This window comes from Streptomyces sp. CB01373 (genome assembly GCF_002803075.1).
In the GTDB taxonomy this organism is placed as follows: Bacteria; Actinomycetota; Actinomycetes; order Streptomycetales; family Streptomycetaceae; genus Streptomyces.
Window position 1 is genome coordinate 389,631 of record NZ_NNBK01000011.1, and the last position, 23,837, is coordinate 413,467.

At 70.9% G+C, this 23,837-nt stretch carries 23 protein-coding genes and 1 pseudogene; 9 read left to right on the plus strand and 15 right to left on the minus strand.

Features of this window, described 5'->3' with window-relative positions:
* Positions 1-306: 306 nt before the first annotated feature.
* Complete coding sequence (locus CG719_RS19630) at positions 307-1,425, minus strand: hypothetical protein (RefSeq protein WP_100569953.1); 1,119 nt, start codon at positions 1,423-1,425, stop codon at positions 307-309.
* Positions 1,426-1,555: 130 nt separating this feature from the next.
* On the opposite strand from CG719_RS19630, the gene CG719_RS19635 reads away from it, so the two are divergent.
* On the plus strand, positions 1,556-2,710 hold the full coding sequence (locus CG719_RS19635; RefSeq protein ID WP_100569954.1) for a cystathionine gamma-synthase: 1,155 nt from the start codon (positions 1,556-1,558) through the stop codon (positions 2,708-2,710).
* On the opposite strand, the gene CG719_RS19640 is transcribed toward CG719_RS19635, so the two are convergent.
* The 3 genes from CG719_RS19640 to CG719_RS19650 form a co-directional block, all read right to left on the minus strand.
* Positions 2,711-2,959: a hypothetical protein gene (locus tag CG719_RS19640; protein WP_100570006.1), complete on the minus strand. Its 249-nt coding sequence runs from the start codon at positions 2,957-2,959 to the stop codon at positions 2,711-2,713. It lies immediately after the preceding gene.
* Positions 2,960-3,052: 93 nt separating this feature from the next.
* On the minus strand, positions 3,053-3,556 hold the full coding sequence (locus CG719_RS19645) for a sigma factor-like helix-turn-helix DNA-binding protein (RefSeq protein ID WP_100569955.1): 504 nt from the start codon (positions 3,554-3,556) through the stop codon (positions 3,053-3,055).
* 217 nt (positions 3,557-3,773) lie between these two features.
* The gene (locus CG719_RS19650; RefSeq protein ID WP_100569956.1) at positions 3,774-4,271 is read right to left on the minus strand and encodes a MarR family winged helix-turn-helix transcriptional regulator; all 498 of its coding nucleotides are present in this window, start codon (positions 4,269-4,271) and stop codon (positions 3,774-3,776) included.
* A gap of 162 nt (positions 4,272-4,433) precedes the next feature.
* On the opposite strand from CG719_RS19650, the gene ilvA reads away from it, so the two are divergent.
* The 3 genes from ilvA (at position 4,434) to CG719_RS19665 (ending at position 7,784) form a co-directional block, all read left to right on the plus strand.
* A complete protein-coding gene (gene ilvA / locus CG719_RS19655; RefSeq protein WP_100569957.1) occupies positions 4,434-5,663 on the plus strand; it encodes a threonine ammonia-lyase in 1,230 nt (409 codons plus the stop codon).
* Positions 5,664-5,910: 247 nt separating this feature from the next.
* The gene (locus CG719_RS19660; RefSeq protein ID WP_100569958.1) at positions 5,911-6,930 is read left to right on the plus strand and encodes an ATP-binding cassette domain-containing protein; all 1,020 of its coding nucleotides are present in this window, start codon (positions 5,911-5,913) and stop codon (positions 6,928-6,930) included.
* Entirely contained in the window at positions 6,927-7,784 is an 858-nt protein-coding gene (locus CG719_RS19665) for an ABC transporter permease (protein ID WP_100569959.1), read from the plus strand. Before CG719_RS19660 ends, CG719_RS19665 begins: the two co-directional genes overlap by 4 nt.
* 104 nt (positions 7,785-7,888) lie before the next feature.
* Here CG719_RS19665 and greA read toward each other — a convergent pair whose 3' ends face one another.
* Together greA and CG719_RS19675 are read right to left on the minus strand one after the other, a co-directional pair.
* On the minus strand, positions 7,889-8,386 hold the full coding sequence (greA, locus tag CG719_RS19670; protein ID WP_100569960.1) for a transcription elongation factor GreA: 498 nt from the start codon (positions 8,384-8,386) through the stop codon (positions 7,889-7,891).
* Between the two features lie 175 nt (positions 8,387-8,561).
* A complete protein-coding gene (locus tag CG719_RS19675; protein ID WP_100569961.1) occupies positions 8,562-8,960 on the minus strand; it encodes a DUF4307 domain-containing protein in 399 nt (132 codons plus the stop codon).
* 221 nt (positions 8,961-9,181) lie between these two features.
* On the opposite strand from CG719_RS19675, the gene mca reads away from it, so the two are divergent.
* Both mca and CG719_RS19685 read left to right on the plus strand, forming a co-directional pair.
* Positions 9,182-10,039, plus strand: a complete 858-nt coding sequence (gene mca, locus CG719_RS19680; protein ID WP_199836693.1) for a mycothiol conjugate amidase Mca — start codon at positions 9,182-9,184, stop codon at positions 10,037-10,039.
* Between the two features lie 6 nt (positions 10,040-10,045).
* The gene (locus tag CG719_RS19685; protein WP_199836689.1) at positions 10,046-10,291 is read left to right on the plus strand and encodes a hypothetical protein; all 246 of its coding nucleotides are present in this window, start codon (positions 10,046-10,048) and stop codon (positions 10,289-10,291) included.
* 59 nt (positions 10,292-10,350) lie between these two features.
* On the opposite strand, the gene CG719_RS19690 is transcribed toward CG719_RS19685, so the two are convergent.
* Entirely contained in the window at positions 10,351-13,551 is a 3,201-nt protein-coding gene (locus CG719_RS19690; RefSeq protein ID WP_100569964.1) for a tetratricopeptide repeat protein, read from the minus strand.
* Between the two features lie 192 nt (positions 13,552-13,743).
* Here CG719_RS19690 and CG719_RS19695 point away from each other — a divergent pair.
* A pseudogene (locus CG719_RS19695) lies at positions 13,744-13,899 on the plus strand (DUF255 domain-containing protein); the annotation flags it as partial.
* Positions 13,900-14,067: 168 nt separating this feature from the next.
* On the opposite strand, the gene CG719_RS19700 reads toward CG719_RS19695, so the two are convergent.
* Complete coding sequence (locus tag CG719_RS19700) at positions 14,068-14,520, minus strand: hypothetical protein (protein WP_159024898.1); 453 nt, start codon at positions 14,518-14,520, stop codon at positions 14,068-14,070.
* Between the two features lie 190 nt (positions 14,521-14,710).
* On the opposite strand from CG719_RS19700, the gene CG719_RS19705 reads away from it, so the two are divergent.
* A complete protein-coding gene (locus CG719_RS19705; protein WP_159024899.1) occupies positions 14,711-15,220 on the plus strand; it encodes a hypothetical protein in 510 nt (169 codons plus the stop codon).
* Here the strand turns inward: CG719_RS19705 and CG719_RS19710 are convergent.
* The 7 genes from CG719_RS19710 to CG719_RS19740 are packed head-to-tail and all read right to left on the minus strand — an operon-like array spanning position 15,189 to position 22,616.
* Positions 15,189-15,617, minus strand: coding sequence for a hypothetical protein (locus tag CG719_RS19710; protein WP_100569967.1), 429 nt, complete (start codon positions 15,615-15,617; stop codon positions 15,189-15,191). The genes CG719_RS19705 and CG719_RS19710 overlap by 32 nt on opposite strands.
* Positions 15,614-16,324, minus strand: a complete 711-nt coding sequence (locus tag CG719_RS19715; RefSeq protein WP_100569968.1) for a vWA domain-containing protein — start codon at positions 16,322-16,324, stop codon at positions 15,614-15,616. Before CG719_RS19715 ends, CG719_RS19710 begins: the two co-directional genes overlap by 4 nt.
* A 14-nt stretch (positions 16,325-16,338) precedes the next feature.
* A complete protein-coding gene (locus CG719_RS19720) occupies positions 16,339-17,493 on the minus strand; it encodes a protein kinase domain-containing protein (RefSeq protein WP_234375648.1) in 1,155 nt (384 codons plus the stop codon).
* Positions 17,490-18,659, minus strand: coding sequence for a serine/threonine protein phosphatase (locus CG719_RS19725; RefSeq protein ID WP_234375649.1), 1,170 nt, complete (start codon positions 18,657-18,659; stop codon positions 17,490-17,492). Before CG719_RS19725 ends, CG719_RS19720 begins: the two co-directional genes overlap by 4 nt.
* A complete protein-coding gene (locus CG719_RS19730; RefSeq protein WP_100569969.1) occupies positions 18,656-19,882 on the minus strand; it encodes a hypothetical protein in 1,227 nt (408 codons plus the stop codon). Before CG719_RS19730 ends, CG719_RS19725 begins: the two co-directional genes overlap by 4 nt.
* Positions 19,883-19,918: 36 nt before the next feature.
* On the minus strand, positions 19,919-22,162 hold the full coding sequence (locus CG719_RS19735; RefSeq protein ID WP_100569970.1) for a hypothetical protein: 2,244 nt from the start codon (positions 22,160-22,162) through the stop codon (positions 19,919-19,921).
* A gap of 58 nt (positions 22,163-22,220) precedes the next feature.
* Entirely contained in the window at positions 22,221-22,616 is a 396-nt protein-coding gene (locus CG719_RS19740; RefSeq protein ID WP_100569971.1) for a hypothetical protein, read from the minus strand.
* Positions 22,617-23,110: 494 nt separating this feature from the next.
* Here CG719_RS19740 and CG719_RS19745 point away from each other — a divergent pair, with 494 nt between their 5' ends.
* Positions 23,111-23,740, plus strand: coding sequence for a recombinase family protein (locus CG719_RS19745; protein ID WP_159024900.1), 630 nt, complete (start codon positions 23,111-23,113; stop codon positions 23,738-23,740).
* The last annotated feature ends 97 nt before the right edge of the window (positions 23,741-23,837 follow it).

Below are 23,837 nucleotides of genomic sequence, written 5' to 3' on the forward strand. Positions count from 1 at the left end.
AGCGCCGGCCGCAGCACCGTGCGCATTGCCGGCCCACGGCGCCCGCTCCCGTACCTACCGCGCTACCGCCGGCTGCTTGTCCGCGACCTTCCGGCGCCGGAGCGATGCCCGTCGGGCAGGACGCCGGTCAGGCCCGGGGCGGGCCCGTCCGTCACAACGGGCCCGTCGCTTCCGCCGGTCCCGCGTGCGCGGGCGGCGGCATCCAGGACAACGATCCCGCTGCCGTCGTCATTCCGGCGGGCGTATCGGCTTCCGCCCCGGCGGGGCAGGCGGTTGGGCCCGTACCGGGTGCGCGCCCGGGGCCTGTCAGTGGTGCAGCGTCGCCGGGCTGCCGCCGTTGGCCTCGTAGCCCGCCACGGCCAGCGCCCGGTAGACGGCGAACTCCGCCGCCGGGTCCTCGGACAGGGTCCACGGCACCGCGCCCACATGGCCGTCGACGTATATGAGCTGGCTCATCGCCTCCGCCCAGCGCTCGGAGCGGACCAGGAAGAAGAGCAGCAGATGGCGGACGTGGGCGAGCATCGGGTCGTCGGGCCGGGCCGCGTGCACCGCGAAGAGCGCGCCGTGGACCGCCTTGGTCACGACCTCGCTCTCGTAGAAGCCCCTGACCAGGTTGACCTCGGGCAGGTGCTCGAAGACCGCGAACAGCGGCATGGCCGCCAGCAGCGAACCCCGGGGCGCACGGGCCGCGGCGGCCTCCGCGAAGGAGTACGCCAGGTCACGCGAGCCGTGCCACTTCTCGCACCAGTAGTGGAGGGCCGCCAGATGCGCCCCCGTGTGGGCCGGCGCGCGGTCGAGGATCTTCAGCCACAGCTTCTCGAACTCCGGGTGCGAGTACGCCAGGCCCCGCGCCACGGACAGTTCGACGATGCAGGGAACCGGGTCGCCCGGGGCCAGCAGCGCCGCCTGCCCACAGACCTCCCGGGCCTCCTCCATGATGATCCGGAACTCGTTCGTGCCCGGCGTGGCCGTACGCCACGCCTGCTGCACGAGGAACTCGGCGTACACCGCCGCGCCGCCCGGATCCTTGGGCGCCTCGGCCCGCCACACCCGCAGCCACTGCGCGCCGGGCGTCTCGCCGACCCCGCCCGGCCGCTGCTGGAGCTCCACCGAGGCCGCCCCGGCGAAGGCCTGCACGCGCTGCCAGCGCAGCTCGCCCTCCTTCTCCGTGCCCGCGAGGAGCTGGGAGGCGGCGCGGTAGTCCTGCGTGCGCTGCACCAGCTCCAGGACGTCCAGCAGGTCCTGGTCCGGTCCGGGCATGCGGACGTCGAGCTCCTCCTGCCGGACGAATCCGTAGTTCGCCGGGTCCGCGGCGTCCGGATGCCCCGGCGGAACCTGCCCGATGCCGGCACGGCTGCGCCTGAGGAACGGGACCAGCACGAAGCCCAGCATGGCCAGCGCCATCACGACCCAGAGAATCTCCATGCGACAAGCGAACCAGACGGTGCCGACACTTGGCCAACCTGTGCCGCGAGCCTGTGGAAAACCCTGCCCGCTGTGCCGCCCGGGACCCGCGGTCCCGCACCACCCCCACAAGCGCACTACCCTCGGGCCCATGAGCGACAGGCACATCAGTGAGCACTTCGAGACGCTCGCGATTCACGCGGGCAACACGGCCGACCCCCGGACCGGGGCGGTCGTCCCGCCGATCTACCAGGTCTCGACCTACAAGCAGGACGGCGTGGGCGGTCTGCGCGACGGCTACGAGTACAGCCGCAGCGCCAACCCGACCAGGACCGCCCTGGAGGAGAACCTCGCCGCCCTGGAGGGCGGCCGTCGCGGACTCGCGTTCGCGTCCGGACTGGCGGCCGAGGACTGCCTGTTGCGTACGCTGCTCAGCCCCGGCGACCACGTCGTGATCCCCAACGACGCCTACGGCGGCACGTTCCGCCTGTTCGCCAAGGTCGTCTCCCGGTGGGGTGTGGAGTGGTCGGTCGCGGACACCGCGGACCCGGCCGCGGTACGTGCCGCCATCACACCTAAGACCAAGGCCGTATGGGTGGAGACCCCCTCCAACCCGCTGCTCGGCATCACCGACATCGCCGCGGTCGCCCAGGTCGCCCGGGACGCCGGCGCGCGGCTCGTCGTCGACAACACCTTCGCGACGCCCTACCTTCAGCAGCCGCTCGCGCTCGGCGCGGACGTGGTCGTGCACTCGCTGACCAAGTACATGGGCGGTCACTCGGACGTCGTCGGCGGCGCGCTGATCGTCGGCGACGCCGCGCTGGGCGAGGAACTGGCGTTCCACCAGAACGCGATGGGCGCCGTCGCCGGCCCCTTCGACTCCTGGCTGGTGCTGCGCGGCACCAAGACGCTCGCGGTGCGCATGGACCGGCACAGCGAGAACGCGACGAAGGTCGCCGACATGCTGACCCGGCACGCGCGCGTGAGCCAGGTCCTCTACCCGGGGCTGCCGGAGCACCCCGGTCACGAGGTGGCCGCCAAGCAGATGAAGGCGTTCGGCGGCATGATCTCCTTCCGGGTCGACGGCGGCGAGGAGGCGGCCGTCGAGGTCTGCAACCGCGCCAAGGTGTTCACGCTCGGCGAGTCCCTGGGCGGTGTCGAGTCGCTGATCGAGCACCCCGGCCGCATGACGCACGCGTCCGTGGTGGGCTCCGCCCTCGAGGTGCCCGGCGACCTGGTGCGCCTGTCCGTGGGCATCGAGAACGTCGACGACCTGCTCGAGGACCTGAAGCAGGCCCTCGGCTAGTCACCAGCCGGTCACGGGTGGAGTCGTCTGCGACGGCGGTTCCACCCAGGGGCGGGCCGTCAGCGCCCACACCGTGAAGGCCACGGCCGCCGCGGCCAGCACCAGCCACATCATCCGGCGGGCGGCCGTGCGGCGGCGCAGCATCCGCCCCCCGCGCCGTACGGCGTCCTCGTACAGCTCCGGGGGCACCTGCGGCGGTCGCTGTTCCAGGATCCGCCGTACGGCAGCTTCCCGTTCGGACCGGTTCACGGCCGCCACCGGCCACAGGAGCCACGCAGGCCACATGGACCGCGCAGGCCACGGAAGCCCGCTCCCCGCGATCCACTCATCAGCGCGATCCATTCATGAGGCCGCCGCCCCGGCCCCGCCGACCGCCGGTGCCCGGCGCACCGGAGCACGGGTGAGCGTCGTGATCGCGCGGTCGCAGAGGACGCGGACCCGGTCCGCGGGCAGGCCCAGCAGGGCCGCCGCCTGTTCCTCGGCCAGTCCCTCGTACAGCCTGAGGACGATGATCAGGCGTTCCTGGGCCGTGAGCCCGGCCAGGGCGCCGGGCGGCCTGCGGCGGTTGCGCCCCGGACCGCAGCGGTGGTGCCACGCCTCGCGGGCGAAGCGGGCGGCCAGATGCCGGCGGGCGTGGTGGTACGGGTCCTCGGCGCGCAGCCGGTCCCAGCACGCGTACGTGTGCGCCAGGGCGAGGGTCAGCAGGCGCCGCGCGCGCGGGTTGGCGCCGGGGGCCTCGGCGGTGAGCAGTGTGGCGGCGTGCAGCAGCCGCCCGGCCGCGCCCGCGACGAACGCCTCGAACTCCCGGGCCCGGCGAGCACCTCGGGCCGCCTGCCGCTCTCGCACCGCGCCTCCCCCCAAGGGCGACCGTGACCGCGGGACCCGTTCTCGTACGGCCTCCTGAACCGCGCACGACGACCAGGCGTGACGGTCAGGCGTGACGGCCGGGACGGCCGGGCAGGACGACCGGGCACGAGGAGGGCCCGGTCTCATCTGAGGGCAGGGACGGCCCGTCGGTCAAGAGCCGCGTTCACATCCCGCGGACCGCACGCGGCCGGGGACTTCAGGACGCCGAGGGGGAGTCCGTCTGCGGTATGCCCTGGCGGGCGGCGAGGGCGTCGTTGAAGCGGGTCAGCAGTGAGCAGAAGGTCTCGCGTTCCGCCGGTTCCCAGTCGTGGGTCAGCTCGGCCATCAGCTGCCGTCTGGACGAGCGGACCTCCTCCAGCCGCGACAGCCCGCGCGGGGAGAGCTGGAGCACCACGGCCCGCCCGTCCTCGGGGTGCGAGGTGCGCTTGACGAGGCCGGTGTCGACGAGCGGCGCGACCTGTCGGGTGACGGTGGAGGAGTCGATGCCCATGCTCGCCGCGAGCGCCTTGACACCCATCGGGCCCTCTTTGTCGAGGCGGTTGAGCAGCAGGTACGCGGCGCGGTCCATGGAGTTGCGCACTTGTCCGACGCCGCCGAGGCGGGTCTGCTCGGCCCGGCGGGCGAACACCGCCACCTCGTGCTGGAGGGTGTCGAGGAGACCGGTGTCACCGACGGTCGTCCCGTCCGTCGACATGTCGGGGGGTGTGGGCATGTCCGGGGGCTCGCTTCTGGAGAGCTGCTGGGTTGGGGGACAGGTTACGCGGACTGGTGGCAAGTCGTACCGGCGCTGCGCGATCCGGGTCTCGGAGGATGGTCACAACGGCGTCCGCGGCCTGTGAACTGCGAGACTTGAGGCATGAGCTACAGCACGGCAGGCTCCCCCTGGCCGGTCACCCTGGACGACGTGCGCGGCGCGCAGAAGATGCTCTCCGGGGTGGCACGGGTGACCGCGATGGAGGGCAGCAGGCACCTGTCCGGCCTGGTGGGCGCGCCGGTGCACCTGAAGTGCGAGAACCTTCAGCGGACGGGTTCGTTCAAGCTGCGCGGCGCCTACGTCAGGATCGCGGGACTGCTGCCCGAGGAGCGCGCCGCGGGGGTCGTGGCGGCGAGCGCCGGCAACCACGCGCAGGGCGTCGCGCTGGCGTCGTCGCTGCTCGGGGTGCACTCGACGGTGTTCATGCCGAGGGGCGCCCCGCTGCCGAAGATCAGCGCCACGCGGGACTACGGCGCCGAGGTGCGACTGTACGGCCAGGTGGTCGACGAGACGCTGGCCGCCGCCCAGGAGTACGCGGACCGGACGGGCGCGGTGTTCATCCACCCGTTCGACCATCCGGACGTCATCGCGGGCCAGGGCACGGTGGGCCTGGAGATCCTGGAGCAGTGCCCTCAGGTGGGCACGATCGTCGTCGGAATCGGCGGCGGCGGGCTCGCGGCCGGCATCGCGGTGGCGGTGAAGTCGCTGCGGCCGGACGTGCGGATCGTCGGGGTGCAGGCGGCGGGCTCGGCGGCGTACCCGCCCTCGCTTGCGGCGGGCCGTCCGGTGACGGTCGGCACCCCGGTGACGATGGCCGACGGCATCAGGGTCGGGCGGCCGGGCGACGTGCCGTTCGGGATCCTGCGCGAACTGCTGGACGAGGTGCGCACGGTCACCGAGGACGAGCTGTCCGCCGCGCTGCTGCTGTGCCTGGAGCGGGCGAAACTGGTGGTCGAGCCGGCCGGGGCGAGCCCGGTCGCGGCGCTGCTGGGCCGTTCGGGCCCCCTGGCCGGTCCGGTGGTGGCGGTGCTGTCCGGCGGGAACGTCGATCCGGTGCTGCTCCAGCGGGTACTGCGGTACGGCATGGCCGCACAGGGCCGCTACCTGGCGGTCCGGCTGCGGCTGACCGACCGGCCGGGCGCGCTCGCCACGCTGCTGGGGGTGCTGTCGGCGGTCGACGCAAACGTCCTCGACGTCAGCCACGTCCGGACCGATCCACGGCTCGGACTCGCGGAGGCGGAGGTGGAGCTGCACCTGGAGACGAAGGGGCCGGCGCACTGCGCCGAGGTCGGCCAGTCCCTGCGGGAGTCCGGCTACACGGTCATCGACTGAGCCCGCCCTCCGCCGGGCGGTCGGGCGGCGGACGAGCGGAACACGGAGGTCACCAGTCCTTCCTCACTCGTTCGGGAAATCCCATTGAGCAGACGCGATACATCGCGTTATGGTGTGTCGTGTTCGCGAACGGGTGGCGCGGTCTGCGCGGACGCGGCCCGGACGTGGCGCGGACGAAAATTCCCAGCGGAACAACACCTGCCTCTCTAGGCTTTTCCGACCCATCCCCGACGACGTGGAGACTCATATGCCAGGCGCCATCTATGCCGAAGGTCTGGTGAAGACCTTCGGCGACGTAAGGGCTCTGGACGGCGTCGACCTCGATGTCCCCGAGGGCACGGTGCTGGGACTGCTCGGGCCCAACGGCGCGGGCAAGACCACCACCGTCCGCTGTCTGACCACGCTGCTGCGACCCGACAGTGGCAAGGCCGTCGTCGCGGGCCTGGACGTGCTCAAACATCCCAACGAGGTGCGGCGCTCGATCGGACTGTCCGGCCAGTTCGCCGCGGTCGACGAGTATCTGACCGGCCGCGAGAACCTCGAGATGGTCGGCCGGCTGTACCAGATGAGGGGCGCGGCGGCGAAGACCCGGGCGGGGGAGCTGCTGGAGCAGTTCAACCTCGCCGACGCCGCGGACCGGCCCGCCAAGACCTACTCCGGAGGCATGCGCCGCCGGCTCGACCTGGCGGCGGCGCTCGTCGTCTCCCCGCCGGTGATGTTCATGGACGAGCCGACGACCGGCCTCGACCCGCGCAACCGCCAGCAGCTGTGGGAGGTCATCAAGCAGCTGGTCTCCGGCGGTACGACCCTGCTGCTCACCACGCAGTACCTGGAAGAGGCCGACCACCTGGCGCACGAGATAGCGGTGGTCGACCACGGCCGGGTCATCGCCCTCGGCACCTCGGACCAGCTCAAGGCCCGCACCGGCGGCGAGCGCGTCGAGGTCGTGGTGCACGAGCGCGAGCACATCCCCACCGCCGCCGAGGTGCTGCGCGGCTTCGGCAAGGGCGACACCGGCGTCGAGGAGCACACCCGCAAGATCACCACGCCCGTCAGCGGCGGCGCGAAGCTGCTCGCCGAGATCATCCGGGAGCTGGACCTGCGCGGCATCGAGATCGACGACATCGGTCTGCGCCGCCCGACCCTCGACGACGTGTTCCTGTCCCTGACCGGCCATGTGGCCGAGGCCAAGGACGAGAGCGGCACGAGCGGCGCCCGGGGCGCCGACGCCAGGGACCGCCGGAACAAGAAGGAGACTGCCAAGTGAGTGCCGCCACCGACAGCGCGCGGATCGCGCCGCCCGGCAACGTACTGACCCAGTCCGTCCGTGACTCGATGGTCGTCGCCAAGCGCAACCTGATCCGCATGACCCGGATCCCCGAGATGGTCATCTTCGGGCTCATCCAGCCGATCATGTTCGTGGTGCTGTTCACCTACGTGTTCGGCGGCTCCATGCAGATCCAGGGCACGACCGATCCCAGCGTCTACAAGAACTTCCTGATGGCGGGCATCTTCGCGCAGACCGTCACCTTCGCCACCGCCAGCTCCGGCGCCGGCATCGCCGACGACATGCACAAGGGCCTGATCGACCGGTTCCGCTCGCTGCCCATGGCGCGCGGCGCGGTGCTCACCGGGCGCACCTTCGCCGACCTGGTGCAGACGGCGCTGACCCTGTTCGTCCTCGCCGCCGTCGCCCTGCTCGTCGGCTGGCGCGTCGGATCGGACGGCGACACGAACGTCGGCCGGGTGCTGGCCGCCTTCGGCCTGCTGCTCCTGCTCGGTTACGCCTTCACCTGGATCGGCGCCCTGATCGGCCTGTCGGTCCGCACGCCCGAGGCGGCCACCTCCGGCGGTCTGATCTGGCTCTTCCCCGTGACGTTCGTCTCCAACGCGTTCGTGGACTCCGGCAAGATGACGCCGTGGCTGCGGCATGTCGCGGAGTGGAACCCGTTCAGCGCCACCGTCCAGGCCTGCCGTGTGCTCTTCGCCAACCCCGGCCAGTCCACGTCCACCGCCTGGCCCATGCAGCACCCGGTCTGGGCCTCGCTGATCTACTCGGCTCTGATCATCCTCGTCTTCCGCACCCTGGCGGTGCGCAAGTACCGCTCGGCCACGGCCTGAGCACGAGCAACGGCGCAGCCCGGGTCAGTGGTGGCCCGGACATGACGAAGCCCCCGGTGCTCACGCGGAGCGCCGGGGGCTTCACCGGAAGGCGGTGCGGGGACTCAGCCGCTGTACGGCTCGGCCTTGAGGATCTTGACCGAGGCGACCTTGCCGTTCGGCAGCTCGTACTCCGCGTCCTCGCCGACCTTGTGGCCGAGCACGCCGGAGCCCAGCGGGGACTGCGGCGAGTAGGTCTCGATCTCGGCGCTCGCGTACTCCCGCGAGGCGAGCAGGAAGGCCAGGGTGTCGTCCTCGTCGCCGTCGAAGGCGATCGTGACGACCATGCCCGGCGCGACCGCGCCGTCCGCGGCCGGCGGCTCGCCGACCTGGGCGGTCTCGAGGAGCTGGGTCAGCTGGCGCACACGGAGCTCCTGCTTGCCCTGCTCCTCCTTGGCCGCGTGGTACCCGCCGTTCTCGCGCAGGTCGCCCTCCTCGCGCGCGGCCGCGATCTTGGCGGCGATCTCCGTGCGCGCAGGACCAGTAAGGTACGCAAGCTCGTCCTTGAGCTTGTTGTACGCCTCCTGGGTCAGCCAGGTGACGTTCTCGCTGGTCTGGGTCACAGGTGCTCCTCGTCGGTGCTGGGAATACAAAGCATCGCCCTACCCAGAAGAATGTTCCCTCATGGATGGGCGAAACCACGAGCCTAACAATTCAGGGCGCAAAGGGGGAGGACATAAGCCGTGAGACCTACGTCAACGCAGGTCAGCCACCGCTATTCCGGTCAACGCCGACGCGTCACCCGGCGTTGCAGCCCAGCAGCTCGGCCGTCGTGCCCCGGGCCGTCGTCCGCAGGGTGAGCACCTTGTCGATCTGCGAGGCGTGCTCGTCGAAGCGGAAGTCCGCCCGTCCGACCTCGGAGCCGTCGGCAGCCTGCGAGCGCAGCGTGCAGTAGCCGCGGGCGCCGGCGTCCTTGTGGACCTCCAGATGGACCCGCACCGCGTCGTCCGAGGCCTGGAAGGCGACGACCTGCGCGCTGATCTTGTTCTGGCCGACGTAGTGGTAGGCGAAGTAGCCGATCAGGGCGAGCAGGGCCGCGCCCAGGACGGCACCGGTGATCTTGAGCTTGTGGTCGGCGCGCTCGTTCGCGGAGCGGCCGTAGCGACCCTCGGGCAGCCGGGTGCTCGCCGTGCTCATGATCGTCCTCTCGGCCGGTGCGGGACGTGCGCCCCGCGGGGGCTTCCGGAGCCGGACCCCGGAATTATTCGCCCCCCGATTCGGTCACTATAGAAGCCCGCGCCCGCCCGACCGACCGCGACCCCGGACCGATCCTGCCGCGGGACGGCACCGTTGACTGCCCGCCGAACCGGGCACCGACTTGACCTGAGGACTGAGCCTTGACTGACCAGCTGCGACTGATGGCCGTGCACGCGCACCCCGACGACGAGTCGAGCAAGGGCGCGGCCACCATGGCCAAGTACGTTTCCGAGGGGGTGGACGTGCTGGTGGTGACCTGCACGGGCGGAGAGCGTGGCTCCATCCTCAACCCCAAGCTCCAGGGCGACAAGTACATCGAGGAGAACATCCACGAGGTGCGCAGGAAGGAGATGGACGAGGCCCGCGAGATCCTCGGCGTGCGCCAGGAGTGGCTCGGCTTCGTCGACTCCGGTCTGCCCGAGGGCGACCCGCTGCCCCCGCTGCCCGAGGGCTGCTTCGCCCTGGAGGACCTCGACAAGGCGGCCGGCGAGCTGGTCCGCCAGATCCGCTCCTTCCGTCCCCAGGTGATCACCACCTACGACGAGAACGGCGGCTACCCGCACCCCGACCACATCATGACCCACAAGATCTCGATGGTGGCCTTCGAGGGTGCCGCGGACGCCGAGAAGTACCCGGAGGACGAGTACGGCCCGGCCTACCAGCCGCAGAAGCTCTACTACAACCAGGGCTTCAACCGCGTGCGCACCGAGACGCTGCACCAGGCCCTGCTCGACCGGGGCCTGGAGTCCCCCTACGGCGAGTGGCTCAAGCGCTGGGAGAAGTCTGGGCACACCGAGCGCACGCTCACCACGCACGTCCCCTGTGCCGACTTCTTCGAGATCCGCGACAAGGCGCTGATCGCCCACGCCACGCAGATCGACCCCGACGGCGGCTGGTTCCGGGTGCCGATGGAGATCCAGAAGGAGGTCTGGCCGACGGAGGAGTACGAGCTCGCGAAGTCGCTCGTCGACACCTCGCTCCCGGAGGACGACCTCTTTGCGGGTGTCCGGCAGTCGTGAGGGACAATGCCTGACATGAGTGCAAGCGTGAGCCTGGCAATGACGCACCTGGTCCCTCTCGCCGAGTTCGACAAGAACAAGGTCACCCCCGGCGTCCTCGGCTTCGTCGTCTTCGCGGTGATGGCCCTCGCGGTGTGGGCCCTGATGAAGTCCATGAACCGCCACATGGGCAGGATCGACTTCAAGGAGGCCCCGGACCCCGCGACGCGGCCCGGCGCCGCCTCCGGCGAGGCCAAGGCCGAGCGGGGCTGACACCCGGGCGGGCGGTGCCGCCCCACGGCCTCTCGTCCGGCCCGGCCCGGACGGAGGGGTCAGTTCCCGTCCGGCACCGCCACCCCCATCACCTCCCGCGCGTGCCGCTCCGGCACCATGCCCAGGCGCCAGGCCTGCCAGCCCGCCTCCAGGCTCACGCCACGCTCCAGGAGGAGCCGGTAGGCCTCGACGTAGTCGTTCAGCTTGCCGTCGCGCAGCGGATGGGCGCCGCGGGCGAGCTGGGCCAGTTCCTCCTGGGCCACCGCCGTGCCGACCTCCGTGCCGCCGGGGGCCGCGTACGGCAGCAGGGTGCAGCGCAGGAACCGCGCCCAGTCCTCGCCGCGGCGGTCCCCGTAGGTGGCGAACAGGGCCAGCGCCTCGTCGCACAGGGCCAGTGCCTGCTGGGTGCGGGCGTTGCCGGCGTCCACCACGGCCAGCTCCAGACACGTCCACGCCTCGCCGTGCGCGAGGCCGATGCGCTGGAAGTCGGCGCGGGCGTCGACGAGGAGCTGGCGGGCGAAACCGGAGTTGCGCAGTGAGCCGGTCTGCGCCGCCCGCTGGTCCCGGGTGACCCTGGCCGAGTGGTGCCGGGCGCAGGCCAGCCCGTACACGTCCCGCATCCGGGAGAACATGGTGCGGGCACGCTCCAGCTCGCGCACCGACTGGTCGAGTGCGCCGGTCTCCTCCAGCGCCTGACCGAGGTAGTACAGCGTCCACGCCTCGCCGCGCGCGTCCTCGTTGTCCCGGTGCCGCGCCGCCGCCTGCCGCAGCTCCTCCACCGCCTCGGCCGACTCGCCGGCCAGCAGCCGGGCCCGGGCGAGCTGGGTGAGGGCCCAGGCCTCGCCGCGGGCGTCCCGGGTGCGGCGGTAGCGTTCCAGCGCCTGGCGCAGATCCGCCTCGGCCCGCTCCACGTCGCCCCTGCGCAGCGCGAGCTGACCCAGCTGGAAGTGGGCCCATGCCTCGCCGTGCACCGAACCGCCCTCCCGGTGCAGCACCAGCGACTGCGTGAGCAGCTCCAGCGCCTCCGCCAGGTGCGCCCGGTCCCGCTCCACCGCCGCCAGCGCGTGCATCGTCCAGGCGCGGTCGGTCGCCAGCTCGGGCGCCGCCTGGAGATCGAGGGCCTCCCGCAGCCGGGCCGCCGCCTCCGTCAGGTTGCCCTGGTGGTGCAGCGTGATGCCGAGGGAGTTCAGCGCGCGGGCCGCGCCCGCTTCGTGGTGGGCCTCCCGGTAGAGGTCGACGACCGAGGCCAGCGTGGTCCGCGCCTTGTCCAGCTCGCCCAGCTGGCGGGCGGCGATGCCGGTACGCCACTGCACCGACCGGACAAGAAGCCCCTGGTCGACGGCCTGGGTCAGCTCGCTGATCTCCCCCAGCCGGTACAGGTCGCCGCGCAGCAGGCAGTAGTCGCACAGGGCGCCGAGCAGGTTCAGCACGGCGCCCTGGTTCACGCCCTCCGCGTGCCTGAGGGCGGCCGTGATGAAGCTCGACTCGTCGTCCAGCCAGCGCAGCGCCTCGTCCAGGGAGGTGAAACCGTGCGGGCTGAAGCGGTCCGACCGGGTGGACATGTTCCCGTCGACCAGGCGCAGCACCGAGTCGGCCAGCTCGGCGTAGTTCTCGATCAGCCGTTCCTGCGCGGCCGTCCGCTCGGCGGGGTCCTCCTCGTCCAGCAGACGCGCGTGCGCGAAGCCCCGCACCAGGTCGTGCAGCCGGTAGCGGTTGCCCCGCACAAGGTCGATCAGACCCGCCCTGGCGAGGGCCGTCAGCTGCCGCTTCGCCTCCGTCTCGTCCGTGGCCAGCAGCGCGGCCGCCGCCGCGCCGCCCATGGAGGCGCGTCCGGCCAGGGCGAGCCGTCTCAGCAGCCGGCGGCCCTGCTCCGACTGGTCGGTGTAGCGCAGCCACAGGGCACGCTCCACCGGTTCCACCGGGCCGTACGCGCCGAGGTCGCCGGCCAGCCGGCGCGGTGAGCGCGGGCCGAGGCAGGAGCCCGCGATGCGCAGGGCCAGCGGCAGCCCGCCGCACAACTGCGTGATCCGGTCGGTGGATTCCGCGTCGTAGGGCCCCGAACTGTCCTGCGCGGCGGCCGTCAGCAGTTCCTCCGCGCCCACCGCGTCCAGTGCCTCGACGGGCAGTTGGTGCACCCAGGCGGGCAGGTCGGCGGGCAGTCGCAGCGGTTCGCGGGCGGTGACCAGGACCAGGCTGTCGGACCGCTCGGGGACCAGGGCGCGGACCTGCTCGGCGTCCGACGCGTCGTCCAGCACGATCGTGACCGGCAGCCCGGTCAGATGCTGGTGGTACAGCTCGCCGAGCCGTTTGAGCTGCTGATCGGGGGAGGTGCGGTCACGGAACAGCAGTTGCTCGCGGGGCGCGCCGAGCCGGTTCAGCAGGTGCAGCAGCGCGTCGCGGACGGGCAGCGGCGGCTCCTCCCGGCTGCCGCCGCGCAGGTCGACCACGACCGCGCCCCGGAACTGGTCCTTCAGATCGTGGGCCGCGCGGACCGCCAGCGTGCTGCGGCCGGAGCCCGGCGCTCCGTGCAGGACCACGACGGTCGGCCGGGTCTCGGTGGACGCGCGGGCCGCCTGCACCCACTGCCGGATCCGCGCCATCTCCTGCCGCCGCCCCGCGAACACGCCCACAGACTCGGGCAGTTGGCCGAACGACTGCTCAAGGGCACTGCGTCTGCGGGCCGCCGCGCTCTTGTCCGTGCCGCGCAGCCGGGGCGCCGCCTTCTTCGGCGTGGTGGACGCGCTCAGCACCCGCTGCTGGTCGAGGAACGGACGGATGCCGCGCACCTCCAGCGCGGTCAGCCACTGCAACCGCAACTGCTGCGGTCCGCCGGGCTGGCCGGCCGCCCCGGCCCGGCGGTGGGCGGCGGGTACATGGGTCGCGGTCACCTTCACCACGGTGGCGGCGGCGCCCACCACCCCGGCGGTGACGCCCGCGCCCACGGCGGTGCCGCCGCCGGTGCCCAGCGCCAGATCGGCGACGACGGCGGCGAGTCCCGCAACTCCCGCGATCAGCAGGGGCGTTCCGCCGCCCTCGCGGGCGTAGCGCTGGGCGAACGTGAGCTGCCCGGCGGCCGCCTCGTCCAGCGCCCGCGTGTAGGTCCCGTACTCCTCCGCCGCGGTCTCGGCCATGGTGTCCAGCGCGCCGCGCGCCCGGGACAGCAGCACGCTTCCGTCCACCCGGCCGCCCGAGCGGCGGACCTCCTCCTCCACGGCCCGAGTCAGCAGCCGCTCGGCGTCCGCCCGATGGCCATCTCGCATGTCCCGTCCCCCTCCGGCGACAACTCCGTTGCCTACGAGTGTCCTTCGGCTCGCGCGGGAGCGCGAGGGGGCGGCGATCACATGTCCCGACCGTCGCCGGCCGCCCGGGGAACAGAGAGCAGCGGGCACACGAGGAGTCGCGGTGCGATCACCCTTCGCGTCCGGCGGGGCCGGGTGAGGCAGGATGGGGGTATGCCGAACCGACTGGCCCACGAGACGTCCCCTTATCTGCTCCAGCACGCCGACAACCCGGTCGACTGGTGGCCGTGGTCGGCGGAGGCCTTCGAGGAGGCGCGGCGGCGCGATGTCCCCGTGCTGCTGAGCGTCGGGTACAGCAGTTGCCACTGGTGAGTGCGGCGTCCGGTGCGGTCAGATGCAGGTGCGGTTCCGCAACATCACGTCCCGTAGCCCGCCGAGGCATCGGTGGCGTTTACCCACGAGACGCAAGGAGAAGCAGCACCTGAGCAGGACGATGGAGGCCCGACGTCGGCTGCCGTGTGGCGAGCCCCATGCTGATCACCTGGGGGAGGGCTCCAACGTCAGTTCTTCCTGGCCGATTCGCGTGCCCGATTTGTAGATCGTCACGACGCCGTCGCGGATGTCGTAGCGGTACGGAGGGTTGCTCGCCTCATAGCCGCCGCTGGTCCGCTTGGCAGGCATGGCAATGCCCGGCTCGCGGTGATCGCTGAACTCGCCGAAGTAGTACAGCTTGCCTCTGCTGGTGCGGCACAGCGTGATCTGTTTGTTCCTCGTGCGGAAGGCCTCGACCAGCTCTGCACCATCACCCGATGGCAGCTCGTCGGCGATGCGCGTTGGGCAGGAGACGATATTGCTCGGGCTCCTGTCGGAGCCGTCCGGCGTGCTGGAGCCGGAGTCAAGCGCACTGATACAGCTCCGGCCGGCCACTAGGAGCACGATGCCTATGGCGAGGGCGCCGAGGCAGCTCACCCAGCCGTTGTCCTTCTTCACCGGAGCCGTTGGCGGTGACCAGCGCGGCCCAGGAGCCGGGGGAGGCGGTGGGGTCGGGCGTGGGGCGGTCGGGGTGTAGCCCGTTGTGGCGGTGGACGGCGGGTGGAAGAGGCTTTCGGGGCGCGGGCTGGACGCCGTGCGCGTGGAGCCCGTAGAGCCAGTGGACGACGGGCGCTTCGGGGTAGTCTTCTTGGCCGACGAGCCCGACGAGCCCGACGAGCCCGACGAGCCCGACGAGCCCGACGAGCCCGACGAGGACGTGGTCTTCTTCGGGATCGGCTTCTTGGGCCCCGGTTTCGCCGAGACGCCCGAAGCGGGCTTGGCTGACTTGGACGGCGACTTCCTCGCAGGCTTTGTCACCGCCCTCCAGCTGGTGCCGCAGACAAAGCAGGATGTATCAGACCTTCGGTTGTTCGTGTCGCACTTGGTGCAGCGCCAGTCCGTGGCCGGCCTGGCCGGTGACGGTCTTTTGGCCGCCGGCCGCGGAGCGCTCTTGCTGCGCGGGGTCGTGGCAGGAGCGGGGGCGGGTGCACGTCGGGTACTGCTGCAGATCGTGCAGGCCTTCTCCGCGGGATTGTTGAAGGTGTCGCAGTCCGCGCAGCGCCAGTTGGCCGTTGCCGCCACCCCTGTAATGCCTTTCCCTGGTACGTGGGCCGGGAGTCCCCGACTCAGTCGGTGTCGTTCTCAATCCGGTCCATGACCTCGCCGAAGAGCTCCTCGGACGCGGGACCCGTGGGCGCCAAGACCCAGCCGTCGGTCCCCATGGGGGCCCGGACGAACTCGTCGGTCTCGACCTCGTCGGCCTGCCGGTCTGGCACGTCGTGCTCGCGTCGCAGCCGCTGGATCAGTTGCTCGACGCTCTGGACGTGGGTCGCTGGGACGCCGACCCGCACCACGATCAGGTCAGTCGCATCGGATGGTGCGCTCTTGAACCGGAGCACCAACTGGCACAACCCGTCGCCCGACTTGGGGCGCAGGGAGGCCTCGATGCAGAGTTCGGCCTTGACCTCCAGGTCCGCGGCGCGGGACCAGCGCAGTCCCAGAACCCCCTCGTCGTAGACGAGCTGGAATCCGGGCCACTCCAGTCGCAGGATCACAGGCTGTTCGCGATCGTCTCGATGATCTCGTCCATCTCGAACTCCTCGAGGCCCTCGCCCGCCTTGGACTCGAAGTGCAAGGTGAGGTCCCACTCCTCGGAGATCGGGTCCTTCCACGGTTCCTGGTCCGGCGCGAACAGAACGAGCCGCTTGGCCGACTGCTCCATGACAGCGGTCTGGCTGCGGGCGTACCCCCACTGCTCGAAGAGGTCGTCGATGCTGCGCGGGATGCTCCTCGGGTAGGTCTGAGCGGAGGCGCCCACGGTGCCGAGCGGGTGGGCGGGGGCGTCCGTGAACATCACGATGACGTGGCGCCTGCGGTCCAGACCGGTCTCCCAGGGGGAGTTGATGGCGAGGGCGAGCGCTTCGAGGCCCGACTCCGGGATGTCACCGCCGCCGCCCGCGTCGATGCCGCGCACGAACCGTTCGAAGTCCTTGGCCTGGTCGGGCAGACGCAGGAAGTCGGTTTGCTCGATCGCCGTCGCCGGGTCGTCACCGAAGTCCCGGAATGCGATGGTCTTCAGACGCAGCTGGCTGATGGCCTTGCCCTTCTTCGCCATCACGTCGTTGAGGCGGTCGTGGAACTGCAGCGCGCTCGACTTCACGTTGTCGAGGACGGGGAACATGCTGCCGGTCGCGTCGATGCAGAGCACGATGTCGACGGCGTACTGCAGATTTCCCTGGTACTGGTCGTTGGTGAGGTTCATGTACGACTCCTGGTTCACGGTGCGTTGCGGTCCCGGCTGCGGTCGCCCAGGTTGATGCGTACGCGGGAGGACCGGGGAGCGGGCGGGGTGGCCGGGGCCGGCACGGCGTCCGGCTCCGGGGAAGCGGGCGCGGGCTCGGCCGGTGCGGGGCGCGGTGCGGGGGCGGGGCTTCCCGTGCGCGGCTTGAGGTTGGCGCGGACCCGGCTCGTGCGCGGGCGCGGTGCTGAACTGTCCGCTGTGGGCGGTTTCTTCGGTGCAGCAGAACCGGAACGGCGGTTCTGGAGAGCGCACACCTTCGGGTCCGACAGCGCCTTGAGATACGTCATCATGCGCGGGCGCTGCTTGGGGTCCGCCTGGGTCATAGCCCGCAGCAGCCCCTGGATCTCGTCCGACAGGCGCGGATCGAGGCGCAGCCGCTCGCCTGCGTTGACCGTGTCCGCCGGAGAGCCGAATCGTGCGTCGTGGCGAGGGAGTTCGCCTGCCAGGTACAGGTGGGTCATCAAGCCGAGCGCGAACACGTCCACGGCGCAGGTCAGTCGCTCGGGCCCGACGGAGGCGTCCTGCTGCAGATAGCGGCGCCACTCCGGCGCCCCGTACACGGAGTCACCGGAGATGTCCTCGGGCGCGGGGGGCTTGCCCGCGACGTACGAATCGTCGAAGTCGATCAACTTCGCGGTGTGGAAAGCCGCGTCGTCCCGCTTCTGCACCAGCACGTTGAGCGGCTTGAGATCACCGTGCACCACGTTGATGTCGTGCAGTTGCTTCAGGCTGGTGCCGAGCGTCTTGAGCAGGACCATCTTCGGGCGTGGCTCCAGCGCCTGCGGCTTCTCCAGGCTGGAGGTGTCGATGCGCTCGGTGACCTTGTAGTAGGTGCTGCCCTCGTGGAAGAAGTCCGTGGCGAGCACAAGGTTGCCGCCGCCGTGCGCGTCGGGCCGCAGCCGCTTCATGATCGTGCGGTGCCGCTCCTCGAACTCCTGGGCCAGCTGCCGCCTGACCCGCAGACTCGGCGAGTCATGGGCGTCGTCCTTTGGCCGCTTGGGCTCGAGGAACTGCTTGATGAAGTACGTGGAGCCGGACTTCTCGGCGAAGGCCCAGATGCACTTCCCGCCGTTGGCGTTGGTGGGCGCGGTGGTGATGCGGTAACCCGCGATCACGTCTCCTTGCTTCATGCGAGCTCCTCGGGCGCAGGCGGCAGATACGACTCGTAATCGGGGCGGTACGCCTGCCACGACTGGTCCTGCCATGCCTTGATCTGGGCCGCAGTCTCGTACGGATCCGCGGCAGGGTCCGGCGCGGCCGTGAGAGCGCTCGGCCTGCCACGCGACAGCTGGTCGGCCAACTCCCGTAGACGGGGCACGAATCGGGACCGCAGGTAATCGAAGTCCGGGTAGCCGAGGGTGAGCAGCGCGAGCGAGGCGTCGTCGGCCGTGAAGGCCTCCACCTCGCGCCGGAGCAGGTGGGCCCATTCGGCCGCGCCACCGGCCTGCTGCAGCGTACGTAGCAGGAGGTACTCGAAGTCGGCGGGCGCGTGGACGTAGCCGAAGAACCCGTCCGTGGCCGCGACGAGCACGCACGGTAGCCGCAGGACCAAGTGATGGGTGTCGATGTCGAAGTCCCGGTCGGCACAGACGAGATTGGTCATCGGTGGGTCGCTGCGCAGGAGTTCCAGCGCGTCGCTCTCCCGGGTGTGGTCGCGGGTGAGGACGTGCAACCCGCTCTCCGGCAGCAGTGCGTACGCCCGTGAGTCACCCGCCCACAGCGGGCGCAGCTCGACCTCTGCCTCCCCGTCGGAAACCTGATAGTGCACGCCCGCGAGGGTGGTGGGCAACTGGCGGCGCATAGTGCCGCCGATCTTGCTGTGCCGCTGCGGCGCCTTGTCGAGGAAGTACTTCAGGTACGTGTGCAGCGACTGCGGTTCGACGTCCTGGCGCTCCCTGGTGACGTCATGGAGCCAGCACTCGGTGGCGAGCCGCGCTGTGCGCGCTCCCACCCAGGCACTGGTGCGGGACGTGCCGTCGGGTGCCTGCCACGCCGGTGCCGCGCCGGCGCCCCCTGAGCCGTCGAAGACGGCCAGCATGCCCTGCCCCGACTCCCAATGGTGGGCGACGAACGGCTCCGCGTCCTCCCCGCGACCCGGGACCCGCTCGGTCCACACGGACACGGCCTGGAGCAGCCCCTGCTCCTCGCCCCAGGCAAGCCGGGGTGGCGTGGGCAGAGGCGCCGACGGTCCGGCCGGCACGGTGGGTCCGGGCGCGAGTGTCGCCGCCCCGGTCCCGACCCACGAGGGCCGGGGCTGAGGGGGTGGTGCGCTGCTGTCCTGGCGCGGATGGTTCATCGCGGCTCCCTGCCGGGATCGGTGGGCCGGCGTTTGGCTGTGCCGCGTACCCGGCTCACCTTCGGCGCCTCGGGAGCGGCGGGACGCGGGGGCGAGGCGCTGCCCGTGGGCGGCAACGGTTCGTCCTCGGGCGGTGCGTCGGAGACGGCGAGACGGCGAGGGGGTGCGTCACGGTCGGCGTCCCGCCCATGGCCCGGGGCGTCGTCCGTACCGAACCCGCGTCGGCCGCCGGCCGTACGGCCTCCAGAGACCCGGCCGGCACCCCGCGCTTCGGAGCCCTCGCGCAACACTTCGCCCCTGATGGGTGGGGCCTTGGCTCCCTCCTCGGCGGGTTCGGCCGCGGCCGGTTCGAGGGCCCGGGACAGTGAACCGCGCAGCCGTCCGCGCCGTGTCGCCGTCTCGAACAGGCCGTTCTCGTCCCGCAGCACCTCCTCCAGTACCGTTCGCTCCAGCTCGGTCTGCTCGAACGGTTCCCTGTCGCTGTCGCCGCGCTCCAGGACCATCCGCATGACCTCGCGCTTGACCGCGCGCTTCTCCGCCTCGCTCTTCTCAATCCAGGCGAGCGCGGCGCGCGGCCCCTCCTTCTCCATGATCTCGGCGATGAGGCCGTCGATGCCCTCCTCGCGGATCATCTCGACGTGCCGGGTGCGCCGCATGCGCGAGAGCCTGGTCTCCCGCACCACGTCCCTGTACTCGCGCCCGCTGGTGGCGATCTCGTCCTCGTCGACCAGAAGCTCGACGTGGATGTTGCGCAGCCGGACGGCATCATCGCCGGTGAAAGAGGCGAGCGCGGTGTTGAGCGCCTGCTCCGCTTCGTGGAACTCGGCGATGTCGTAGTCCCGCGCCACCTCTTTCAGTGTCCTGCGCAGATATCCGTACAGGGCGCCGCTCATGTCACGGATGCGGCGGGCGACGACCTCTGCCGGGTCCGCGACCCTGCAGATCAGGTCGAGGCGGCTGCGGAAGGAGAACGTGGGGTCGCGACTGAGCAGCGGGATGTCCAGGACGAGGCGGTGCTCCCCGAGATCCACCGTGAACACCGAGCGATAACTGCCGTATCGCGCCGACGGGATCTCCTCTCCACTGCGGATCGTCAGCGAAGGGCCGCTGTCGCGGACCAAAACCAGGGCGCGGCCGGGGTCCGGCGGGCGCAGCGGACTCGTCAGCCGCCATTTGGGCAGCTCCGCGACCTCGACGACCGGATCGTATGTCTGTTCCTGCATGGTCTGTCTGCCGCCTCGCTCTCTTGCGTCTACAGGTCAGATACGGCGGCGCAGCCACGCTGCGTTCGCCGACGGGCGGTCGCGGTCGGTCGACCACTTGTCGAGCCACCACAGCAGCCGTTCGCGGTGCTTGCCGGGTCTGCGGGCCACATCGGCGAGGAGCGCCGCGATACGGTCGAGGCCCTCGGGGCACATGGGCGCGTAGGTGTCGATCCACTCCCGCAGGGCCGGCAGCGCGGAGTCCTGCACCGGGCGCCTGGCCAGCGCGCGCGCCCACAGCTCCGCGACCTGCTCACCGTGCTCGGGCAGGGAGCTGAGTAGCAGGGGCACACCCGGGACGCCCGACGCCTCCGTCTCCGCCGATGGACGCTCGTACGGCCGGGAGACTGCGAAGACGAAGGCGGACAGCGTCTTGACGACCATGGGGGAGAGGTCCCCGGGTGCGGACCAGTCCAGGTAGGCGTCCAGGAGCGCGGCCGCCTGTCCTTGATGGACAAGGTGGACGCCGCCCCAGGCGACCGACGGCAGCGTGCCCCAGTCGTCGCCGTGGTCGAGCGCGCTGCGCAGCACGCCTGCGGCGCGGTCGGGGGCGGTGCGTCCGAGGATCCCGCCCACCGCGTTCGCCGCGGTGCCCGCGAGGCGCCGTTCGTACGCAGTGCTGCCCCCCTGAGCCCAGTCGTCCAGCAATGCCCAGACGGCCTCGGCCGATTCGGGGCGGCTGCCGGCCACCCCGAGCGCGGTTGCGGCGGCCTGTCGCTGGGGCCAGGACGTGCTGCTCGCCCAGCCGGTGAGGAACCGATGCACTGCGTAGTGGTGGTCCGCCCAGGCGAGGACCCCGGCGGCGACGGAGGCGCGGGCCCGCACCGCCAGGTCGCGGTGGCCGAGCAGTCGGCGCAGCCACTCGAGGAAGGCCTCGCGGCGCCCGTCCAGCGTGTTCCACGCGTGGACCAGGACAGCCTGGCCGAGCAGCGCGCCTCGGAACCGGACCCGGGGCGGGCCGCTCGCACCGAGCGGCCCCAAGCCGGTGGAGTCCAGTCGAATCCACTGCTGCTCATGGCCGAGACGGTCGGCGAACCGCAGGTCCGGTGGGGCCGGTTCGGGCGGGGTCAGGGCGGCGTGCAGCTTCACGGCGGCCTCGGCAACGGTGAGGTAGCTGCTCTCCTCGAGTACGGCGGCAGCGAGTGCGAAGGCGACCGCCTCGGGCGCCCGGTGCTGCTGGAACCAGGAACGGACCTGGTCGCTCGGATCACGCAGGGCCGCGACTGCGGCGGCCAGATCGCCCTCCGCGGTGATCACCGATGCGAGGTGTACGGCGTTCCGGGCGGCGGGCTGCTCCCGCAGCGCACTGATGGCGTGGTCGGCCCTGAGGAGCGCGTGCAGCCGGGCTCGCGCATCGGGCTCCGGTGCGTGGCCGAGCACCCGACGCTCCAGGATCATCTGCGGGTCGAGCGGCTTGAGTTCGTAACGGGCGAACGTCTCGCTGCCGCTCGCGCTGGTGGCAGCGAGCGCGAGGTCGTGGCCGCCGGTAAGGACGAGCCGACAGCCGGTCGCACGCAGCGCAGCGGCAACGGACACCAACTGACGTACCCCGAAATCCCTTGCACCTGCAGGCCCTTCGTCGAGCTCCGCGAGGTACCCGCAGTTCTTCGCGGGCGGCTCCCAGCCGGACTCGGTCAGGGCCGACGGATCGAGCAGGCGGTAACAGTTGCCGTCCTGGGTGCCGCTGAGAGCGGAGGCCTCGGACAGCAGGTTGACGGCGGTGGCCGCGCGTCCGCTGCCGGGCGGCCCGGTCAGCACGAGCAGGGACTGTTCGCACAGGTCGTCGAGGGCTGTGTCGTACCCCTGAGGCTGTACGAACAGCTCAGTGAATTCAATGAGTTCGACGCTGTCGAGGGCGACCACGGTGCCTGCCCGCCGTGGCTCCCCCGCGTCGCGCGCACCCCCGGTGTGGAACCCGCCGCCGAAGCTGACGGTCTCGTTGAAGAGCGCGAGCGTGCCGATACGGGTCTCCGACGCGTCGGCGTTCAGACGCGCGGAGATGAGGTCGGCGATTGCGGATGCCCGCCGCGCTTCGGCCCGCTCGGCTGCGTCGTGCCCAGTGTCCGAGGTGAGCGAACGCAGTGCGTCCGACTCACTGACGGGCCCGTCCCGCTCCTCGTCGAAGGGGCGTGATTCGCTTTTCGGGGACTCTTCGGTGGACGGTGCGGGGTCCGTCGGCGCGCTGTCGGGTGCGGAGGTGCCGACCGGCCGGCGGTGCTCTGATGCTGCTTCCTCGCTCAAGGGAACTCGGTCTTCCGGGCTTGGCGGTGACACGGAGTGAAGTGCGGCGTTCGGACGACTACGAGATGTTCCAGTCGCCCTTGATCTCGACCTTCTCGTTGAATACCTGAGAGTTCTTGATTAGCGCCGCGTTGACCTGCGCACCCTTGCCCTGCGCCGCCACGGCCTCATCCACCACGCGGCGCATCTCATCCTCGAAGCCGCGGTCGTGCAGCATATGGGCGGCAAGGAACCGCTCCAGGGCATGCTGGGCGCTCTCGTCGTCGGGCGTCCGAGTCACCTCGACGAGCGCAGCCTCGGCGGCGGAGTCGCCGCGGAACCGCGCGCGGATCCGCTCGATCAGTCGAGTACCGCCGCTCCACCCCGAACGCCCGGCCTCCTGACCCGCGCTCTCCAGCGCCCCCTTGACCACGAGCGCGACACCCGCGGCCGCGACAGCCGTCACTGGATCCATCTCATTCCCCCGATTTCGCCCATGGACCGATGGCGCATGCAGCCCAGCCTGCCAAGCTAGGCCATGTGGGTGGAGGCTGGGCAGGCCTTTCCCATCTCTGGTGCAGGTTGGCCGAAAGTTGTCCGTTGCGTAGAGCAGCGGGTACGTAAACGGGGTGCCGAGAGGGCGTTTTGATCTTGGATCTTACTGAGGAAGCGCGACAGCCGGCGAGCCTCAGTGCCGACGGCGTGGGGCGCCTACGTAAGGGACGGAGGCAAGATCGGTCACGCTGGTGCGCAATCCCTCAGCCGTGTTGGTCCTGTGGGCAGCAGCGCCGTTAGAACGGCCAGGGCACTCCAGCGTCCGGAATGACACCACTCCTTGATTTGTGTGATGGACCTCGATCCCAGCACCTTCACGTCGACCGCGCGTAGGTAGTGCCGCACTTCGTGAAAGTAGCCGTCTAAGGTCCATTACTTCCGTACCATTTCTCCTGAGGGCAGAGGGGGGTTGTGGTGCGTGAGGATCACGCGACGCTAGTCGGGTTGGGGCTCAGCCCTGAGGAACTGAAAACCCTGGGATTGGATAAGCCTGTGATGTCGGACCCGTCCGGCCTCATGGATGCCTACCTGCGACGCAGTAACAAGAAGGAAGACCTGGCCACGCTGCGGGGGCATCTGCGAGAGGTGGTGCGCTGGGCGCAGGCGAACGGGCTTCAGATCCGGCACGTCTGGTTTGAACAACTCTCGGCTTCCAAGACGTACGTACGACGCAGGGAGTTCGAGAAGGCCACACAAGCGATCATGGACGGCAAGTCCAAGACACTCGGTGTGTGGAAGGCGGACCGCTTCGACCGGCGCGGTATGGGGGCGGTGGGTCGGTTGCTCGACGAGTTCGACCGCCGGCAAGCGCGGCTCGTCTCCGTTTCCGAAGGTCTGGACTCATCTCAGGGTGGCCGCATGGTCTTCGCGATCCTGAGCGAGCGCGCCAGAGAGGAGGCGAAGGACATGGCGAAGCGTGTCAGAATCGGCCACGACTCGCACAAGGCCGAAGGCCGGAGGGGGGTTGCGTCCTGGGAAGTGGTGTACGGGCTCCCACCTGATCCGGGCGTTTGGTCCGGCGTCGGAGTGAGTGTCCGGATATGAGAACGGCCACCGGCTGATCTTTCAAGACGACCAAGTCTTTGAAGGAGATCAGCACGATGACCGCACCCGACAGTCTGCCCCTGCACGCCCTCGCGGA

What these genes read in the sequence shown, in the direction of transcription:
- CG719_RS19730 (WP_100569969.1), bottom strand. Translation starts at nt 19,882, where the DNA reads ATGCAGGAACAGACATACGATCCGGTCGTCGAGGTCGCGGAGCTGCCC.
- CG719_RS19685 (WP_199836689.1), top strand. Translation starts at nt 10,046, where the DNA reads ATGCCTGACATGAGTGCAAGCGTGAGCCTGGCAATGACGCACCTGGTC.
- CG719_RS19715 (WP_100569968.1), bottom strand. Translation starts at nt 16,324, where the DNA reads ATGAACCTCACCAACGACCAGTACCAGGGAAATCTGCAGTACGCCGTC.
- mca (WP_199836693.1), top strand. Translation starts at nt 9,182, where the DNA reads ATGGCCGTGCACGCGCACCCCGACGACGAGTCGAGCAAGGGCGCGGCC.
- CG719_RS19690 (WP_100569964.1), bottom strand. Translation starts at nt 13,551, where the DNA reads ATGCGAGATGGCCATCGGGCGGACGCCGAGCGGCTGCTGACTCGGGCC.
- CG719_RS19650 (WP_100569956.1), bottom strand. Translation starts at nt 4,271, where the DNA reads ATGTCGACGGACGGGACGACCGTCGGTGACACCGGTCTCCTCGACACC.
- CG719_RS19635 (WP_100569954.1), top strand. Translation starts at nt 1,556, where the DNA reads ATGAGCGACAGGCACATCAGTGAGCACTTCGAGACGCTCGCGATTCAC.
- CG719_RS19630 (WP_100569953.1), bottom strand. Translation starts at nt 1,425, where the DNA reads ATGGAGATTCTCTGGGTCGTGATGGCGCTGGCCATGCTGGGCTTCGTG.
- CG719_RS19740 (WP_100569971.1), bottom strand. Translation starts at nt 22,616, where the DNA reads ATGGATCCAGTGACGGCTGTCGCGGCCGCGGGTGTCGCGCTCGTGGTC.
- CG719_RS19675 (WP_100569961.1), bottom strand. Translation starts at nt 8,960, where the DNA reads ATGAGCACGGCGAGCACCCGGCTGCCCGAGGGTCGCTACGGCCGCTCC.
- CG719_RS19720 (WP_234375648.1), bottom strand. Translation starts at nt 17,493, where the DNA reads ATGAAGCAAGGAGACGTGATCGCGGGTTACCGCATCACCACCGCGCCC.
- CG719_RS19725 (WP_234375649.1), bottom strand. Translation starts at nt 18,659, where the DNA reads ATGAACCATCCGCGCCAGGACAGCAGCGCACCACCCCCTCAGCCCCGG.
- CG719_RS19660 (WP_100569958.1), top strand. Translation starts at nt 5,911, where the DNA reads ATGCCAGGCGCCATCTATGCCGAAGGTCTGGTGAAGACCTTCGGCGAC.
- ilvA (WP_100569957.1), top strand. Translation starts at nt 4,434, where the DNA reads ATGAGCTACAGCACGGCAGGCTCCCCCTGGCCGGTCACCCTGGACGAC.